The sequence below is a fragment of the Aromatoleum sp. genome (genome assembly GCF_032027225.1).
Classification (GTDB): domain Bacteria; phylum Pseudomonadota; class Gammaproteobacteria; order Burkholderiales; family Rhodocyclaceae; genus Aromatoleum.
This window is the reverse complement of the sequence record NZ_JAVSMM010000015.1, coordinates 1-17,912: the sequence shown is the minus strand read 5'-3', so window position 1 is coordinate 17,912 and position 17,912 is coordinate 1. Positions and strand designations below refer to the sequence as shown.

Annotated in this window: 13 protein-coding genes and 1 pseudogene; 2 read left to right on the top strand and 12 right to left on the bottom strand. The window is 62.1% G+C overall.

Annotation, left to right across the window (positions count from 1 at the left end):
• Nucleotide 1 precedes the first annotated feature (1 nt).
• From ROZ37_RS15485 to ROZ37_RS15470, 4 genes are read right to left on the bottom strand one after another with little or no spacing between them, the layout of a single operon-like run.
• Nucleotides 2-1,384 (bottom strand): acetyl-CoA carboxylase biotin carboxylase subunit, encoded by a 1,383-nt coding sequence (locus ROZ37_RS15485; RefSeq protein ID WP_312660623.1) that lies wholly within the window; start codon nucleotides 1,382-1,384, stop codon nucleotides 2-4.
• Nucleotides 1,381-1,872 (bottom strand): acetyl-CoA carboxylase biotin carboxyl carrier protein, encoded by a 492-nt coding sequence (gene accB, locus ROZ37_RS15480; RefSeq protein WP_312660621.1) that lies wholly within the window; start codon nucleotides 1,870-1,872, stop codon nucleotides 1,381-1,383. Before accB ends, ROZ37_RS15485 begins: the two co-directional genes overlap by 4 nt.
• Nucleotides 1,869-3,113: a Tm-1-like ATP-binding domain-containing protein gene (locus ROZ37_RS15475; protein WP_312660619.1), complete on the bottom strand. Its 1,245-nt coding sequence runs from the start codon at nucleotides 3,111-3,113 to the stop codon at nucleotides 1,869-1,871. The genes accB and ROZ37_RS15475 overlap by 4 nt, the downstream gene beginning before the upstream one ends.
• 34 nt (nucleotides 3,114-3,147) lie before the next feature.
• The gene (locus tag ROZ37_RS15470; protein ID WP_312660617.1) at nucleotides 3,148-5,142 is read right to left on the bottom strand and encodes an acetoacetate--CoA ligase; all 1,995 of its coding nucleotides are present in this window, start codon (nucleotides 5,140-5,142) and stop codon (nucleotides 3,148-3,150) included.
• Between the two features lie 323 nt (nucleotides 5,143-5,465).
• Here ROZ37_RS15470 and ROZ37_RS15465 point away from each other — a divergent pair, with 323 nt between their 5' ends.
• Nucleotides 5,466-7,277: a sigma 54-interacting transcriptional regulator gene (locus ROZ37_RS15465; protein ID WP_312660615.1), complete on the top strand. Its 1,812-nt coding sequence runs from the start codon at nucleotides 5,466-5,468 to the stop codon at nucleotides 7,275-7,277.
• 105 nt (nucleotides 7,278-7,382) lie between these two features.
• Here the strand turns inward: ROZ37_RS15465 and ROZ37_RS15460 are convergent, their stop codons facing one another.
• From ROZ37_RS15460 to ROZ37_RS15440, 5 genes are all read right to left on the bottom strand, one after another.
• Nucleotides 7,383-7,835 carry a universal stress protein gene (locus tag ROZ37_RS15460; RefSeq protein WP_312660613.1) on the bottom strand — a complete coding sequence of 151 codons (453 nt, stop codon included), beginning with the start codon at nucleotides 7,833-7,835 and terminating at the stop codon, nucleotides 7,383-7,385.
• 19 nt (nucleotides 7,836-7,854) lie between these two features.
• Nucleotides 7,855-10,251 carry an MMPL family transporter gene (locus ROZ37_RS15455; RefSeq protein ID WP_312660816.1) on the bottom strand — a complete coding sequence of 799 codons (2,397 nt, stop codon included), beginning with the start codon at nucleotides 10,249-10,251 and terminating at the stop codon, nucleotides 7,855-7,857.
• Entirely contained in the window at nucleotides 10,251-11,360 is a 1,110-nt protein-coding gene (locus ROZ37_RS15450) for a YCF48-related protein (protein WP_312660611.1), read from the bottom strand. Before ROZ37_RS15450 ends, ROZ37_RS15455 begins: the two co-directional genes overlap by 1 nt.
• 155 nt (nucleotides 11,361-11,515) lie before the next feature.
• A complete protein-coding gene (locus ROZ37_RS15445) occupies nucleotides 11,516-12,880 on the bottom strand; it encodes a DUF1329 domain-containing protein (RefSeq protein WP_312660609.1) in 1,365 nt (454 codons plus the stop codon).
• A 29-nt stretch (nucleotides 12,881-12,909) separates the two neighbouring features.
• Nucleotides 12,910-14,595 (bottom strand): DUF1302 domain-containing protein, encoded by a 1,686-nt coding sequence (locus ROZ37_RS15440; protein ID WP_312660607.1) that lies wholly within the window; start codon nucleotides 14,593-14,595, stop codon nucleotides 12,910-12,912.
• 672 nt (nucleotides 14,596-15,267) lie between these two features.
• Between ROZ37_RS15440 and ROZ37_RS15435 the strand changes: the two genes are divergently transcribed.
• Entirely contained in the window at nucleotides 15,268-15,600 is a 333-nt protein-coding gene (locus ROZ37_RS15435; protein ID WP_312660814.1) for a transposase DNA-binding-containing protein, read from the top strand.
• A gap of 38 nt (nucleotides 15,601-15,638) precedes the next feature.
• On the opposite strand, the pseudogene ROZ37_RS15430 reads toward ROZ37_RS15435, so the two are convergent.
• The 3 genes and pseudogenes from ROZ37_RS15430 to ROZ37_RS15420 form a co-directional block, all read right to left on the bottom strand.
• Nucleotides 15,639-16,903 (bottom strand): annotated as a pseudogene (locus ROZ37_RS15430) (IS256 family transposase).
• Nucleotides 16,904-16,996: 93 nt separating this feature from the next.
• Nucleotides 16,997-17,179 (bottom strand): hypothetical protein, encoded by a 183-nt coding sequence (locus ROZ37_RS15425; protein WP_201454526.1) that lies wholly within the window; start codon nucleotides 17,177-17,179, stop codon nucleotides 16,997-16,999.
• Complete coding sequence (locus tag ROZ37_RS15420) at nucleotides 17,166-17,369, bottom strand: hypothetical protein (protein WP_053419347.1); 204 nt, start codon at nucleotides 17,367-17,369, stop codon at nucleotides 17,166-17,168. Before ROZ37_RS15420 ends, ROZ37_RS15425 begins: the two co-directional genes overlap by 14 nt.
• Between the last annotated feature and the right edge of the window lie 543 nt (nucleotides 17,370-17,912).

Sequence of the window (17,912 nt, the reverse complement as noted above, 5' to 3'; positions counted from 1 at the left end):
GTCAGCGTCCTTTCGCGACGCACGGGTCGCGCAATGCGGTCGCCCGGTTTTCCAGGAACCACGGGAAATAAGCGGTATTCACGCCGCCGCGGGCAAACTCCTCCTGGGCCATCAGCTCAATGTGCATCGGAAGGTTAGTGCTCACGCCGGTAATCTCGCACTGCGCCAGCGCATGGCGCAGGCGATCGAGGGCGTGGGTGCGGTCGGCGCCCTGGACGATCAGCTTGGCGAGAAGGGAGTCGTAGAACGGCGGGACGCGTGCGCCGGTCTGGATGTGCGTATCGATGCGCACGCCTTCGCCGAGCGGAAACACCGCGTGGCTCACCGTGCCGGGGCTGGGGCGAAAGTCCTGCGTCCAGTCTTCGGCGTTGATGCGGCACTCGATTGCATGCCCGGCGAGGTGCACGTCGTCCTGCGTGAAGCGCAGCGGTTTTCCTTCGGCGACCGCGATTTGTTCGGCGACCAGGTCGAGCCCGCAGATCGCTTCGGTTACCGGATGCTCGACCTGGATGCGCGCGTTCATTTCGAGGAAGTAGAAGGTGTCGCGCTCGCAGTCGACTAGCAGTTCGACGGTGCCCAGCCCGCGGTATTCGAGATGCTTCGCGAAAGTGACGGCGGCCTCGTGCATCGCGGTTCGCAGCCCGTCGCGCAGGTTCGGAGCCGGGGCTTCCTCGACCAACTTCTGGTAGCGGCGCTGGATCGAGCAGTCGCGCGTGCCCAGATGGATCACGTTCTCGCCATCGCCCAGCACCTGCACTTCGACGTGGCGGCCGGATGCGACATAGCGCTCCAGGTAGACCCGGGGGTCGCCGAACGAAGCGTGAGCTTCGGCCATTGCCAGTTCGATCGTTGCCGCGAGCTTGTCCGGTTCATGCACGAGCTTCATGCCGCGGCCGCCGCCGCCGCTGACGGCCTTGATCAGGACGGGCCAGCCCGTTTTTTCAGCGACCGTACGCGCTTCATCGATGCTGTCGACTTCGCCGCCGGGGACCACCGGGAGCCCGGCGGCCAGCGCGTGGCTGCGCGCCTTGAGCTTGTCGCCAACGGCATCGAGCTGCGCCGCGGTCGGGCCTATGAAAACGATCCCCGCTCCCGCGCAGGCCTGGGCGAGGCGCTGGTTCTCGGACAGGAAACCATATCCGGGATGGATCGCATCGGCTTTCGCCGCACACGCGGCGCCGACGACAGCGTCGACGTCGAGGTAGCTCGCGGACGACTTCGCCGGGCCGATGCAGATCGTCCGGTCGGCCAGGCGCGCCGCCAGCGAGTCGAGATCGGCCTCGGAGGCGGCGAGGACGGTTTCGATCCCGAGGCGCTGGCAGGTGCGCACGATGCGCACCGCGATCTCGCCGCGGTTGGCGATGAGAATGCGGCGGATGGTCATGCGCCCTCCGGCTCGATGCGCATCAGCACCGCGTCGTGCTCGACGGTGGCCGCATCCTGCGCGCAGATTTCGACGACCTTTCCGGCCGTTTCGGCGTAAATCGAGTTCATCAACTTCATCGTTTCGACGATGCCGACGAGCGTGTCCTTCTCGACGCGGCTGCCCACTTCGACGAAGGCTGGGGCGCCCGGCTTGGGCGCGCGATAGAAGGTCCCCAGCAAGGGCGTGCGCACCGGCACGAGGTGCTCCGCTTCGGCCTGCGTCGAATGTTGCGCCGGCGAGGCCGCGGCAGCGGCCGGCACCGCGGCCGCGGTGGCTGGCGACAGCAGATTGGGCGCGGAGAGGATCTGCGCTTCCTGCGTCCACGTGCCGTCGCCGCCGCGCCGCAATTGCAACTTGAAGCGCAAGGTCTGCAGGTTCAGTTCGTCGAAAGGTCCCGCATCCAGCAGCTGCAGAATCTCGTTCACATCTTCGTTGGTCAGTTTCATTTGCTGGCAGCCTCACTGCGAATGCGGGAATAGGCGATGGCCTGCTCGACCAAAGCGTCGGCGAATTTTTCGTCGTTGATATGCAGGGGTAACTCGACCACCGGCACGTCGGCCCGCATCTTCTGCTTCAGGTGCGCAGCGAACACCGGCGGCAGCGACAGATCGTGGAGATGGCCATCGGGGCTGTCGTGGTTCGAAAAACCTTGCAGCGGCACGAAGAAGCTGACTGGCCCCTTGGCGTCCTCGATTAGGGCTGCCATGTGCCCGGCATCGTTGCGGAATTCCTGGGCTTCGGCGCGGACCGCGGTGAGGGCCGAGTTATGCTCGTGATAACGCTTGCCGGGGAATCGCACTTTGGCTTCGGCCAGCGGTCCGGCAACGAGGAAATCGAGGTTGCCGGGGGCGAAAATGGTCGGCACGCCTTTCTCCAGCGCGGCCTTGCCGCGCTCGGGGCCGGTCGCGCACAAGCCGCCGTGGAGGTATTCGCTGACCTCGATCAGCGAAAGGTCGATGACCACCGCGACGTCGCGCTCGCGGATGATCTGCTCCATTGCCGCACCGCCGGTTCCGAGGGTGTGAAAAACCATGACCTCGAACCCTTGCTGCTCCAGCGACTGCCGCACGCGCGCGCTGCATTTCTCCGTGGTACCGAGCGTCGAGATGGTGACCAGTGGCTTGTTTCCGGTTTCCACCGACTGGTAGTCGTGGGCCATCGCCGCGGCCGCGAGCGCGCCATTACGGAAGGCGCTGCGGGTGATCGAGTTGAGCCCCGATATGTCGCACACCGGGTTCACCATCACGATGTCCTTGGCGCCGACGAACGGGCGAGTCATCCCCGAGGCCATCGTGGAAATCATGACTTTGGGCAGCCCATAGGGAAAGGTCTGCATGATCCTGGTCGCAAGCGCCGTCCCCATCGAGCCGCCGAGGCCGAGGATTCCGCTCAGACCTACCTCACGGTGCAGCTCGTGGGCGCACTTGAGCGTTCCCCTGGTCATCACTTCCAGACACAAGCCTTCGTGCTTGAGCGCGCGGATTGCCGGCATCGTCATGTCCGCAGCGGCGGCGATTTCTTCGGGTCCGATCTCCGCCTGTTCGTCCAGCGTGCGGCGGACGCTGGGGTCCAGGTGATAGACCTCTACCCCCGCCCCTTCCAGGCATTCCCTGATGTATTTCGCTTCCTGTTCCTTGGTGTCCCGCGTGGCGATGAAAAGCACCTTGGGTTTGGGCTTGTCGGTCATGATTGTCTCCGGATCTTATGGCTGCCGTGCGCTGTCAGCCCAGCGAATAGTCCTGCTGGGTCTTCGCGTAATGAATGAAAAAATCGAGCGCCTGGGGGTTGCCCATGGTGTTTCGATTGACCGCTTTTTCGACCGGAAGGCCCATCAGGATCTTGCGCACCGGCACTTCCATTTTCTTGCCCGTGAGGGTTGCGGGGATGCAAGAGACTTCGATGATCCTGTCCGGCACGTGGCGCGGGGTGTATTCCTTGCGCAGAAGGGTGTTAATCCGCTTTTCCAGATCCGCGTCCAGGTGTGCGCCGGCCGACAATTTCACGAACAGCGGCATGAAAAACTGGTTGTGCGGCAAGTCGAGATTCACGATCAGCGCATCCTCGACCCCGTCGAGCGTGGCCAGGGCGCGATAGATCTCCGCGGTGCCGATGCGCACGCCTTGGCGGTTCAGCGTTGCGTCCGAGCGACCGAGCACGAAGCAGCCCCCGCGCCCATTGATGCGGAAGAAATCGCCGTGGCGCCACACGCCCGGGAATTCCTCGAAATAGGCTTCCCGGTAGCGCACATGCCCGGGGTCGTTCCAGAAGCCGATCGGCATCGACGGCAAAGGCTCGGTGATCACCAGCTCCCCGACTTCATCGACGACGGGTTCGCCGCGCTCGTTGAACGCCGCCGCGGCGACGCCGAGCGACGGCGCCTGAATCTCGCCGGCATAGACGGGCAGGATCGGCACGCCGCCGACGAAGCCGGTGCAGCAGTCGGTACCGCCGCTGCCGGTGGCGATCCACAGGTCCTTCTTGACGTTGTCGTAGAACCAGGCGGTGCACTCGGGCGACACCGGCGAGCCGGCCGGCATGATCGCACGCAGTTTCGACAGGTCGTACCTGGCTCCGGGCACGATCCCGGCCTTGTCCATGATGTCGACATAGGTCGGGCTGGCGCCGAAGAAACTGGCACCGCAATCTTGGGCCATTTTCCATAGCACGTCGGGGGTCGGATAGGCCGGGTTGCCGTCATAGAGCACGGGGCAGGCGCCCACCAGCAGCGAGCTCGCGACCACGTTCCACATCATCCAGCCGGTGGTGGTGAAGAAGAAGGTGCGCTCGCCGGCGTGAATGTCCATGTGGAAGGCGAGCAGCTTGTGCATTTCGAGGAGGATGCCGCCATGGCTGTGCACGATGGCCTTGGGCAAGCCGGTCGTGCCGGACGAGAACAGTATCCACAGCGGATGATCGAAGGGTACCTGTTCGAACCGGAACTCGTCGGCCGGTACCGGCGGGTGATCCAGCAAGGTTTCCCACGACCGGACCCGCGCGTCCGCCGGGGCGGCGTTGTGCGTGTCCAAGTACGCCAGGTGTATGACGTGTTCGATGCTGTCGAGCCCGCCGAGAATCTCCTGCACTTCGCCGCGGCGGTCGAAAGCCTTGCCGCCGTAGCGGTAGCCGTCGACGCAAAACAGCACTTTCGGCGCGAGCTGGGTGACGCGGTCGAGAACGCCCTGGGAGCCGAAGTCCGGCGAGCAACTCGCCCACACCGCGCCGATGCTCGTCGTCGCCAGCATCGCGACGATGGCCTGCGGGATATTGGGCATATAGGCGACCACCCGGTCGCCGGGTTTGACGCCGAGCCGCCGCAATTGGGTCGCGAGGATGCGCACTTGGCTCGCCAGATTCTCCCAAGACATCGCGGTCAGAGGCTGGCTTTCGCTCAGATACATCAGCGCGTCTTCGCCGGCGCGCTCCTGCCGCAGAATGTGCTGCGCGTAGTTCAGCCTTGCGCCGGGAAACCATTGCGCGCCGGGCATCTTGCGATCGGCGAGCGCGCGCGAAATCGGCGCGGAGGATTCGATCGAGAAATAATCCCAGAGCGCGCTCCAGAACCCATCCAGGTCGGTTACCGACCACTGCCACAGATCGGCATAACTTGTGAACTTCAAGTTGCGCTCATCCTGCAGCCATTTCATGAATTTCGTTATGTTCGCGTTCTCAACCCACTGGGCACTAGGGGTCCATAACAAATCGCCTTCTTTGATCATCGAAGCATCCCTGTTTTATTAAGCTGTTTTCGATTAGAGCGTCAATCCGGTCTTGCCAAAGCAGCACGGTAGTTGGCTTTAATGATCCTGCGCACTTGAACGTCGTTTGCCTGGTGCAATGTAGCAAGACTAGTGCCAATCGTGTTTTTTAAGAGAAATGTTGCGTGACAACATGGCGATGGCGCGGTAAAGGAATGGCGAATGCTATTCTGCAAGTTAAAAAAATATTGCAGTGCACCACTCCCGGCCCTTGAAATGAGTTCATAAAATCATCAACATGCTGATGATTAAAGATGGGGGAATTTAGAAAAACAGGAGGAGACGTGAAGGAGACACAGCGTGAGAAAAAAATGGGCGCTCCTGTGGAACAGTTCGGGGCTTTTGAAGAATTGAGCAGAAATGTCCGTCTGCCACTCGAAGACGTTACGTCGTGCTTGTCGTTTTCGCCCGAGGAGGGGTACATCTGGCTCAGCGATCAGCGCATGATATTGCTGCACGGCAGCGCATTCGGGGCGTTGCGTCGCGAGCTGATCGATAGCCTCGGGGTGGAGAAGGCGCGTGGGTTGTTTACGCGTATGGGCTATATTGCAGGCGCCCGCGATGCGCGCATAGAGCAGTCGCGGTGGCCAGGCGCCCCTTTGACTGCATTGTATAAAGCGCAACTGCATTCATTCGAAGGCATGGTCAGGGTGGAGCCAGTACGGTTCCATTTCGATCAGGAAAAAGGGCAGTTCGATGGTGAGTACTTGTGGCACCACTCGATCGAGGCGGACGAACATATCGCCGCCTATGGTCTCGGCACTTCGGCTACCTGCTGGATGTTGACCGGCTATGCGATGGGGCATGGGAGCACGTTGTTGGGCCAGCTTGTGATTGCACGAGAGGTCAGTTGCCGCTCGATGGGAGATTCGGTTTGCCGGTTGGTGGTCAAATCAGCCGATTTATGGGATGACATTGCAGAAGATATGCGCCGTCTCAATGCCGAGGATTTTGTCGGTTCTCCGGCTTCCCGCGCTTCGGCAGTGACAACGGCTGGGGATTTTTCAAATGACCTGAAAAATGATTCGGCGATGGCGCCGTACCAGACTGCCATGATTGGCGCCTCAGCTGCCTTTAACTCTGCGTGCCATCAACTTCGGCGCGTGGCGCAAACTGACGCGACTGTTTTATTCACCGGGGAGTCAGGGGTCGGGAAGGAAATGTTTGCCAACATGCTCCACCGCATTAGTCCGCGAGCGGATCAGCCCTTTGTCGCGGTGAACTGTGCGGCGATTCCAGACACGCTGATTGAAACGGAGTTATTCGGGGTTGAGCGTGGGGCCTATACCGGAGCGAACGCCTCGCGTGCCGGGCGCTTTGAGCGTGCGAACAAGGGAACGTTGTTTTTGGATGAAATCGGCACCTTGAGCCCCATTGCGCAAGGAAAGCTGCTGCGCGCTCTGCAAGAAGGAGAGATCGAGCGAGTGGGGGGGGAATGTTGTATTCGCATCGATGTGAGGGTGGTCGCCGCTACCAACGTGGACTTGCGCCAGGCTGTTCGCGAGGGCAGTTTCCGCGAGGATTTGTTCTATCGGCTCAACGTATTTCCCATTCAATTGCCGCCGCTGCGTTGGCGCAAGGATGACATACCGCTGCTGATGAATCACTTCTTGAATTTTTATTGCGATAAATATAATCGTCAGGTGATCGGTTTTTCTCCCGCAGTCATCAAGGCTTTTCTCAACTATGAGTTTCCAGGGAACATTCGGGAACTGCAAAATCTGGTCGAGCGCGGAGTCATATCGGCTTATGATGGCGGGGTCATCGATTTGTCGAATCTATTCACGAGCGGCGAAGCCCTCCCCCGAGATGTGCTGTCCATCGCTCTGGGAACAGGGCGCGCGATGCTCAAGAATGACAAAATCGAAGTTGTCGAAAAATCTTCCGAGGCGAAGGATTTGTTCCAGTTGTTGTTGCAGTTTCAAGGCAATGACACGACTCTCTCGCTGGACAAAATAGAACAAACTTTAGTCGAAAACGCAGTTTCCATGTCGAAGGGCAATTACTCCGCTGCGGCACGCCTGCTTGGGATCACTCGTTCTCAACTCGCGTACCGATGCGAAAAATATAAAATGACCGAAGGTGAAGGTAGTTGAGTCATTTGGCTAGCGCCAGAAACCGTGTTCGTCCTGCGGGTAAAAAAAAGGGGCCCTGCAACCGCCCCGAAAGTCTTCGGAGGAGACCGAAGCAAATAGTTCTGATCAACATGACGGGTGGGCTTTGGCTACAAACACCGGCAGAGGCGAGTGCGTCAGGACTTTGTGGGTTTGTGATCCGAGCGCGAGGGCCTTCAGGCCGCGTCGACCATGCGACGCCATGTAAATCAGGTCGCACGCTTTTTCCCGGGCAACGTGAAGAATCTCCTCGCAGGGGTCGGTGCCTATCCGTACGACCCCTTCGCAGGCGAGCTGCGCGGCCTGGCCCGCCGCCACGGCGTCGGAAATGACGGCCGACGCGCGGTGCTTCAACTCCTTTTCGAACGCTTCGGGAGAGAGCGTGCGCATCAGCGCCCCCTCCTGGGTCGCGCCGTAATCCTCGACCATCGTGAAAAAAGTGAGGCGGGCCCCGAGGCTGCGGGCAAACTCCACCGCCTGCGCCACTAGCGAGCCCGTCAATTCCGAACCATCGAGCGGCACCAGGATGTGACGGTACATTTCATGATCCTCCGTGGGTTCAGGCCAGCGCCGTTTTTTTCGGTCGCAGCAGGAAATGCCCGAGCGCGGGCAGCAGAATGAGTGCGCCGAGCATGTTCCAGACGAACATGAAGGCGAGCAGGATCCCCATGTCTGCCTGGAACTTGATCGGCGACCACGCCCAGGTGGCGACCGCCAGCCCCAGCGTGATGCCGGTGAGCACCACCACCTTGCCGGTGAAGGTGAGCGCCTTGTAATAGGCTTCCGACAGGCTCATGCCCTCCTTGAGGCGCGCGAGCGTGACGGTCATCACGTAGAGCGCGTAATCGACGCCGATGCCGACCCCGAGCGCGATCACCGGCAAGGTCGCGACCTTGACGCCGATGTTGAGCCACACCATCAACGCCTCGCACAGCACCGAGGTGATCATCAGCGGCACCACCGCGCACACCACGGCGCGCCACGAGCGGAACGTGATGAACGCGAGCACGATCACCGCCGCGTAGACGAGGAGCAGCATCTGCACGTTGGCCTTCTTCACGACGATGTTGGTCGCCGCCTCGATGCCGGCGTTGCCCGCGGCGTTCAGAAAGCGCACCGCGTCGGTGTCGTGGCGGGCGGCGAACGCCTCGACCACCTTGACCACGCTCGTGAGCGTGTCGGCCTTGTGGTCCTTGAGGTAGGCATACACGGTCAGAAGATCGCAGTTCTGGTTGAACATCTCGCGCGGGGCGCGGGTGATGATCGCGTTGAGCATCTCCTGCGAGCGCGGGATCTCGAACCACTTGAGGCTGCCTTCGTTCATGCCGGCGTTCGACGCCTTGGCGAGCCCCGCGAGCGAGCTGGTCGTCTCGACCCCGGGCAGCTGCTGCAGCTCGCGCTCGAGCGCATCGACCGCCATCAGGGTGTCATACTGGCCGCACGCGTACTGGGGCGTGCGCACCATGACGATGTAGACGTCGCTGCTCGCCGCGTAGTTGGCGGTCATGAAGGCGTTGTCGCGGTTGTAGCGCGAGTCGGGGCGCAATTCGGGCGCGCCGGGGTCAGTGTCGCCGATCTTGAGCTGGAAGCTCGCCGCCAGGCCCGCCGCCCCCATCGCCAGCCCCGCGAGCACCGCGATCGTCGCCCACTTGCGCTGCGTGAAAAGATCGAGGAACGCCCAGAACGGGTGCTTGGCCTGGGCGCCGCTCGCCTCGAGGAGCTCGGCCTTGAGGCTGCGCTGGGCGGCGACCGCGCTCACCCCGGTGTAGGAGAGCAGGATCGGCAGCAGCACGAGGTTGGTGAAGATCAGCACCGCCACGCCGATGCTGGCGGTGACCGCCAGATCTTGGATGACCTGGATGTCGATGACCATCAGCACCGCAAAGCCGACCGCGTCGGCCAGGAGCGCCGTCATCCCGGCCAGGAACAGACGGCGGAAAGTGTAGCGGGCCGCCACCAGGCTGTGCGTGCCGCGCCCGATGTCCTGCATGATGCCGTTCATCTTCTGCGCGCCGTGGCTCATGCCGATGGCGAAGACGAGGAAAGGCACCAGCACCGAGTACGGGTCGAGCTCGTAGCCGAGCGTGGGCAACAGCCCCAGCAGCCACACCACGGCCACCACCGAGCAGGCCACCACCAGGAGCGTGCTGCGCAGGCAGCGCGTGTACCAGTACAGCACCGCGGTGCAGATGAGGATCGCGACGGCGAAGAACATCATCACCTGCTGCAGCCCCTCGATCAGGTCGCCGACCACCTTGGCAAAGCCGGTGACGTGGATCTTGATCGTGTCCGACTCGTATTTGGCGCGCAACGCCTCGATGCGCTGGGAGAGCGCATGGTAGTCGATGCGCTCGCCGGTCTCGGCGATCGTGTCCTGGAGCGGCACGAAGAGGATGCTCGATCGGTAGTTGGCCGCCACCAACTGGCCGATCTCGCCCGAGCGTTCGACATTGACGCGCACCTGCTCGAGCGCTTCGGGCGAGCCGTCGTAGTCGTCCGGGATCACCGGGCCGCCGTCGAGCCCTTCCTCGGTCACCCCGGTCCAGCGCACCGCGGGCGCCCACAGGGATTTCATGTAGGGCCGATCGACGCCCGGCATCAGAAAGAGCTCGTCGCTCATCTTGCGGACGGTGTCGAGATACGCGGCGTTGAAGATGTCCGCTTCGGTCGTCGCCACCGCGATGCGCAGGCTGTTGCCCATGCCCGCGAGCTGGCTGCGGTTGTCGAGGAAGTTCGCGACGTACGGATGGCTGGTCGGGATCATCTTGTCGAACGCGGCGTTCAACCTGAGCCCGAGCGCCTGGTAGCCGAGCACGACGGTCGCCAGCAGGCACAGCAGGACGATCACCAGGCGGTTGTTGAACAGAATGCGCTCGGCCAGCGACCCCGAGCGCGAATCGAAATTTGCAAGGTTCGCGATGACCGCTTCGGCAGGGAGGGCATGTGCGACGGCCATCATTTACGCTCCGCGACGACAAATTGAGCCAGGCCGACGCGGTTCAGACCGCGCGCCCCGGACAGGACGAGCGCGCCATCGCCGGCCTGCGCGAGCGCGGTGATCGCGTTGGGCGCCTTCACTTCTAAGGTGGTGAAGCTGCGGCCGCGGTCGTTGCTGCGCCGCAGCCGCCCGCTTTCGTCGGCGAGCACGACCGACCCGTCCTTGAGCCGCACGGCGCTGGTGATCGTGATGTCCTGATCGAGCGCGATGGGCGTCCAGCGCGCGCCCGCGTCGGCGCTGCGCCACACGTTGCCGCGCAAGCCGTACGCGAGCAGCGTCTCGTCGCCGAGCGCGAGCACGCCGAAGAACGTGCCCGCATAGGGCGTCTTGATCGCCGCGAACGAAGCCCCGCCATCGACCGAGCCGAACAAAGCCCCTTGCTCGCCCGCAATCAGCAGCTGGTCGCCGTCGGCGCAGACGGTGTAAAGATGCAGCCCGCGCGGGTTGGGCACCCGCGACAGGATCGCCTGCCAGGAGTGGCCGCCATCCTCGGTAGCGAGCGCCAGGCCGTAGGCGCCGACCACATAGCCCTGCCGTTCGTTGGCGAAGCTCACGCCGAGCAACGGCTTGTCCGGACCGTCTTCGACGATTCGCTGCGCATCGCGCAGCAGACGTGTGGCCCCTTCAGCGCCGGCTGCTTCGAGGGCCTTGGCCTCTTCGAAGACGCGCTGCGCCACTTGCCGGCCGTCGAGCTGGCGCACCCACGTTTCACCGCCGTCGCGCGAATGCAGCACGACCCCGCTATGGCCGACCGCCCAGCCGAGCTGGTCGGTGACGAAGGTGACGGCGGTCAGTGCGACGCTCGAGGGCACCGTCTTCGCCTGCCTCCAGCTGTTCCCGCCGTCGTCGGACAACAGCACCGTGCCGCGCACCCCGACCGACACCAGCCGCTCGCCCGCGTGCGTCACCGCCAGCTGCACTGAGCTGGTGGCGCGTACGTCCCGATTGACCGGCAGGTCCACCAGATCCGGCACCGGCTGGCCAGTCGTTGCCGCCACCGCAAGATGACATGTCAAACTTAGAAAGGTGGCAGTCATCAGGGGGCGTATCGCAGTGTTCAGAACCATGTTCCCTACTCTCATGAGCGCTTCGCCACTCCAGGGCAGGCCGATGGGGCCACGGTGTGGGCGGAACGTTGTTCAATGGCGAAAACCCGGCCTGGAATCGAGGCCCGTCTGCGGTCAGCCAGACGGGTGGACGACTGTCAGGCCGCCGGATGAGATCAGCGCGCCGCGTCGGCGGCGACCGCGTCCCCGGTGAAGAAGGTCTCGGGCTTGCGCGGCACGACACGATACGTCTCGTCGTTCAGGCCTTGCACCGTGCTCATCGTGCCTGCCTGCAGGTTGAAGACCGTCACCTGCTTCGCGAGCAACGCGGGAACAGCCGGCACGAAGAAGTTCGGCACCTGCGAAGTGCGCCACAGCTTGCCCTCCGAGTCGTAGCCGTCCATCAATGCCAGCAGCGAGGTATCTTCGTCGAAGTAGTACTTGCGCTTGGGCACCGCGTGGCGCTTGCCCGACACCACCGTCGCTTCGACTTCCCACACCCGGTGCAGCTCCCAGCGCACCTTGGTCGGATTCAGGTGGAATTTGTCGAACGCTTCGGAGACCTTGGCGGTGACCAGTTCGTTGTTGTTGTAAGGGATGTACATTTCCCGCTTGCCGACGAGCTTCCACTCGTAGCGGTCGGGGTGGCCGAAGAAGCCTTGCACCTCGTCGAAGTAGTTCGCCCCGGAAGCGACGAAGTCCGGCGTGTCGTAGGCGACCGTCGGTGCGCGCCGCACGCGGCGCTGGCCGACGAGGTACTGCCAGGCCTGACGCGGAGTCTGGGGGTCGATCTTGTCTCGAATCACCAGCGATTCGCCTACCTTGAAGGACGGCGCGGTCGTGCTGAAGCGCTGCATGAAATACTCGCCGTTTCCGTTCTTCGTCCACGTCTCCCACGAGCCATCCTTGTAGTTGTAGGGATGCTGGAAGAAGTTGTCATTGCGCGTCGCCAGCGTGTGATTTCCATCGGCCGACCCGACAATGTTCTTGAAGCCGAACTCGATCGATTCGGCTTCAACGCGCAACAGGTAGTTCCACACCACTTCGACGCCGGCCTGCGGAATGGGGAACGGGAGGCCGCCAAAGCAGTTTTCAATGGAGGCGCCGCCCGCGATCGTCTTACAGTTTGTCGCGTTCCTGAAAGTGTTGTCGGCGATGTGCGAGGGCACGGTCGCGGTGCGGTGCGTCGGATAAACGTCGACACGGAACGTATCCGGGTATTTCTTCAGCAGCGCCTGCGTGCCTTCGGAGAGCTTGTCGGCGTGCTGCGCCATGTTCGCCGCGGTGATCTGCACCAGCGGCTTTTCATTCGGGAAAAGATTCACCGGAATGTCGCCCACCTTGGCGCCGGCCACCGGCTGGGTCTGGCCGCCCGTCCACGCCGGAATCGTGCCGTCCTTGTTGCCCGCTTTATCGCCGCCGAGCGGCGTCAGCGAGCTCTTGAGTTTCGCCGCGTCCTCGGCGCTGACGGCCGCCGCGGCCGTGTGCACACCCGAGACCAGCGCCAGCAGCGATGCGCACAGCAAAGTTTTTTTGAACATGTCCCGTCTCCTCGTTTATTTATGATGAATCAGAACGTGCGCTGCACCGTCAGCGACACGAAATCGCGGTCGCCGTGGAAGTTGTCATAGGACAACTCGCCCGCGGGATTGACGATCGAGCCCGAATCGCCGATGTAGTGGGTGTAGTTCAGGCCGGCCTGCCAGGTCTTGCGGTAATCGGCCTTGACGCCGACGCTGACGTTGCCGCCGTTTTCGGACGGGAACAGCACGCCATTGACGGATGAACGCCCGGTCAGACCGTAGCTCACCCCGATCGGCACCTGCAGGTCGAGCCCGGGCGCGACCTGGAAATATTCCGGCGTGAACACGAACTGGAGCGCGCTCGCCTCGCGCGTGGCATTCGGATCGAGCGCCGCGCGGTTGTCGGTGACGTTCAATACCCGGTTGTAGGCGAACTCGCCGACGAAAGAAGCCCCTTCCCACAGCGCATTGGCCGCCAGCACGCTGATCGCCGACAGGCTCACGTGCATCGTCCGGCCTTTCGGGAAAGTCGCGTCGTCGTCGTTGTCCGCGCCGCCCAGCCCGACGATGACGTTGCCGGTGCCCACTAGCGGTTGGTTCTCGCGAAACGACAGTTCGCCCGAGACGTTCGTCTCGCCCAGCAGCGTTGCGAAGCTCGCGCCCACCGTGCGGATGTTCTCCGCATAGACAAGAGCATAGTCGCCATCGACGCCGTGGGCCGGATCGGCATTGACCCCGGGCCGGATGTAGAACTGCGGCAGCTTGTCGTGGAACTGCGCAGCGTACAGCCCGTACTCGGTGTCGCCGGCGCGGAACTTGACTTGTACCCCGCCCTGGCCCGAGTCCTGCGCGTCCATGTCCTGCGCGCGGCGCAAGGTGCCGTTCGGGCCGAACGGGCCGTACAGGAATTCTCCGCCGGCGCCGGCAAAGTCGGCGAACGAGAAGTAGCTCCCGGCCCCCGGTAGGCGCGACTCACGCCATTCGTACTGGTAGTAGGCGCCGATCGACAAGTCGGCGCTCAGCTGCAGCTGCGCCGACACCTGCCCCATCGGGCGCGCGACTTCCTTGAACTGGGAGTTCGGCACCGACAGCGCGCGCGCCAGATCGAGCGGCGTTTGCGCGCCGGCGATGCCGTTTGCGCCAAAGAACAGCGTCTCGCCGTAGAGCTGGGTGAAACGCCCCGCCTTGAGGTTCAGCCCCTTGCCGTCGATCTCGGTGCGGCCATACACGAAGGCATCGAGAAACTCCGCCTTGCGGCCATGCAGCTTTTCGGTCGCTGTCGTAAATTCATCGAAATCCGCGGAGCGCTGGTTGAGCGACCAGGCGTGGCGTGGGCTGCGGTCGTGGTCTTCGTTGTAAACCTGGTCGTACCAAGCGGCGCCACTGACGCGAATCCCCACGTTGTTCTTGTAGCGCAGATCGAATTCGGACAACAGGTCGACTCGGTTCGAGATCAGACCGCGGTTGAAGTTGCGGTCGCCGTCATTGGTGTTGATCCGGGCGCCTGCATCCGAAGCAGGGCCGCTGCTTTCCTGTTTCTCGACCCTCCAGCTCGCATTGTATTTGATGGTGTTGTCCCAGCGCATCGACAGGTCCGGGTTGCCCGTATCGAGGGTGATGCCGAAAGCTGCGCCTGAAATCACCATGCCAGAGCAAACGGCGACAATAGTCTTACCGCTTGGCGAAACCGGCGGCGTAAAACCGGAGTTAAAACAAGACTGCTTGTCGTTCATGTCTTCCTCCTTAAGGAAATATAACTACCGCCTTTTTTGCCTATACCCCATTAGGGATGGAGGCTTGTTGCAGAAGCGTTTCAAATGGCAGAGTTAGTGCGGCAATACATGTCCTTTTTAATAATTTTATGAATTGATAAAATGAACATGGCTTTAAGTAGCTGAAACTTGGCAATTGGAATTCGGCTGCTTGCGGGACTATTTCCTGACGTCGAATATCCATCGTGAGGCACGAGGTGGCTATCTCTGCTGCACAAGAAAAGCATGGATCATGCCAATCTTTTTTTTAATCCATGGATGTTGCAACGCAGAAGATCGGCATCCCTTAAAAATTGCCTTTTAATGTGAATTCAGACCCATACTTTGCGCAGTGCGGAAGAAAAGCGGTTTTCAGCTGATTGAGAAATTTGTGAAAACACTGTGCGGTGGGGCTGTTGAACTTCATACTTTTCGTGCTTCGACCCCAAGCTTTTGTCTTTCCAGTTTCAGCAACGAGCCGACGAACCCGACTGCCGAATTTCGATGTAAGCGCTCCACGAACCTTTCTATTACCCATATGATTCCTTCGCTTATAGTGCGTTGTTAAAGCGTTGCCTAAGCTTTGTGTCACTGCCGGATGTAAGTTGATACGGGGGCAGCGGTATTGACGTCCATTCGAGTGCTCAGTTGGAAGTGGGGTCGTGGGCAGAGGACGAGGTGGCGACTTCCGAGTTCAAGGACGAGCGGCTGGGTAAGCGGTTTAGAACTCTGCTCCAGCAACTGACCGAGGGCGCAGGCAAGAGTATTTCGTTTGCCTGTCAGGACTGGGCCAACATGAAGGCGGCGTACCGTTTCTTCTCGACTCCACGGGTCAGCGAAGAAGCGATCCTGTCAGGACCTTTTCATTCGACCCGCGAACGCGCTTCCCTCGTCGACGACCATGTTCTGGTCTTGCACGACACGACGGAGATTTCGTTCAAGCACAACGACGGCACAATCGGTCTGCTCGGGCAGGTCGGGAGCTAAAGTCAGTTCTGGTGTATGAACCCATCCGGCCTGGCTGATCAGGCGGCGAGCCGCTGCTGTTCCTGCTCTTGCTCCTTCACGGGTTCGCCGTCCTTGAAGACGACGCTGCCCATCAGTTCGGCAATGCGCTTAAAGCCGCGAATCCCCCGCCAAGATTTCTCGCTTCCTGCACGAGCTTGAAGGCCAGGCCCAGGAAGCTCGCGCGCGACACGCAGTTCTTCGTGCGGGTGGTGCGGTGACGCACGGTGGCGAAGGTCGACTCGATCGGGTTGGTCGTGCGCAGGTGAATCCAGTGCTCGGCCGGGAAGTCGTAGAAGGCGAGCAGCGCGTCGCGATCGGCGACGTGCTTGTCGGCCGCCTTCGGATATTTCGCCTGGTAGCTCTGCACGAAGTGATTGAAAGCGGTCACGGCGGCCTCGCGCGTCGGTGCCATCCAGATCTCGTGAAGCTGCGCCTTCGCCCTGGCGTGCAGGCTCTTGGGCAGGGCGTTGAGCACGTTGGCGGTCTTGTGCACCCAGCAGCGCTGCCGGCGGGTTTCGGGGTAGAGCTCGTCGAGCGCGGCCCAGAAGCCCAGCGCCCCGTCGCCTACTGCCAGGGGCGGACCGACTTCGAGGCCGCGAGCCTTCAGGTCGCGCAGCAACTCGAGCCAGGATGCCTTCGATTCGCGCAACCCGTCGCCGATCGTGACCAGCTCCTTCGTGCCATCGCGCCTCACGCCGATGACGACCAGCAGACACTGGCGGGCATCGTCCTCGCCGCGCAGGCTGGTGTGGACGCCATCGGCCCACCAGTAGACGTAGCGGCTGCCGGACAAATCCTGCTTCATCCAGCCGGCGTACTCGCTCGCCCACTCGGCCTTCAGGCGGCTGACCACGTTGGGCGACAGTCCCTTGGCCTCATCGCCGAGCAGCACGGTGAGCGCCTCGCGCATGTCACCCGTCGAAATGCCCTTCAGGTACAGCCAGGGCAGCGCCGCCGACACCCGCGCCGAGCGGCGCACATACGGCGGCACCAAGGCGGAATTGAACTTCACCCCGCCGCCCGAGCGGTCACGCACCTTGGGCACCCGCACCTCGACGTTGCCGACCGCCGTGAGCACCTCGCGTGCCGGCAGGTAGCCATTCCTCACCACTGTTCGGCTCCCGCCCAGCATCCGCACGTTCTCGTACTCGGCCAACAACTGCTGCACCTCCACCTCGATCGCCTTCTGGATCAGATCCCGCGCGCCGCGCCGGATCAGCTCCTCCAGCGACACCCCCACTTGCGATTGCGTGACCTTCTGCTCACTCGTATCCTTCTTCAAGGCGCGCCTCCGTGGTTGCTGAAAATTTGGTCTCGACAACTCAATTCTCAGCAGAGGCACGCCGCCTCATCAAGCCGTTCCATCAGGATCTGGTCATACACCAGTCTTGACTATATCTCTGTCGCGGAATCCACGACGCTTTGCTTCTTCCACCAGTTCGTATTGGCGGCGCTGGCTTTCCAGATTCATCTGGACCTGAGTCTGGGTCGACTGCCGAACATAGACTACCGCCTTGCGATTGAGCAAAAGCGCTGGCAAACGATCAATGTTCGTCATCGTCATGCTCCTTCGCGGTGACGACGCCGGCGGCCTGCATCAGCAGGCTCGCAAGATGTGTAATTGCCCTTGTGCGCTGGGCCGAGCTCATCCCCTGAAGTTCGACGGGGTCGAACGTCATGTTCATTTGTCGCGGCACCGACCACGGCGACTGCAGGCCTGCTGGAACGACGTTGGGCGGCTTGTCCATTGCGTTTCTCCCGGACGGTGTTGGAATCGTCCGGCGAGTTTCCTCGCAAATGTCGATCGACAAGCAGTTGATGCAGATCGCACAACGCCGCCACAGTGACCCTCGGCTCACCCAGTTTCATGGCTGAACACGCGGCAGGATCGAGCATCCATGCTGCAATTACTTTGACTACGCAAGGGTCGGATTCAACGTGAACTACGTGGCCTCGGCCACGCTGCTCGATGTCGCGAACCTTGACGCGGCGCCCATACAACGGATGCCATCGATAATGGACTTCAGTTTCCTGCCCGATATGGGCAGAATGAACGGGAACTGGCGCTCGGGCGGGGAGTGTCAGGATTTCTGTGTGTGAGGCGTGAAGAGACTTTTCCACGCTGCCATCGCGGGCCCTGCTGAAGCCGAGGGGGCGATGCGGTAGGGGGAAGCCGGCGGTCATTCTAGCCTCGGCTCGCTTCAAACCGCTCGGCGTACAGGATGGCGAACTGGTTCATCGCCTGTTTCCAGTCCTTGGCCGCCCGTCCCCAGTCGGCGGTGATGTTGCGC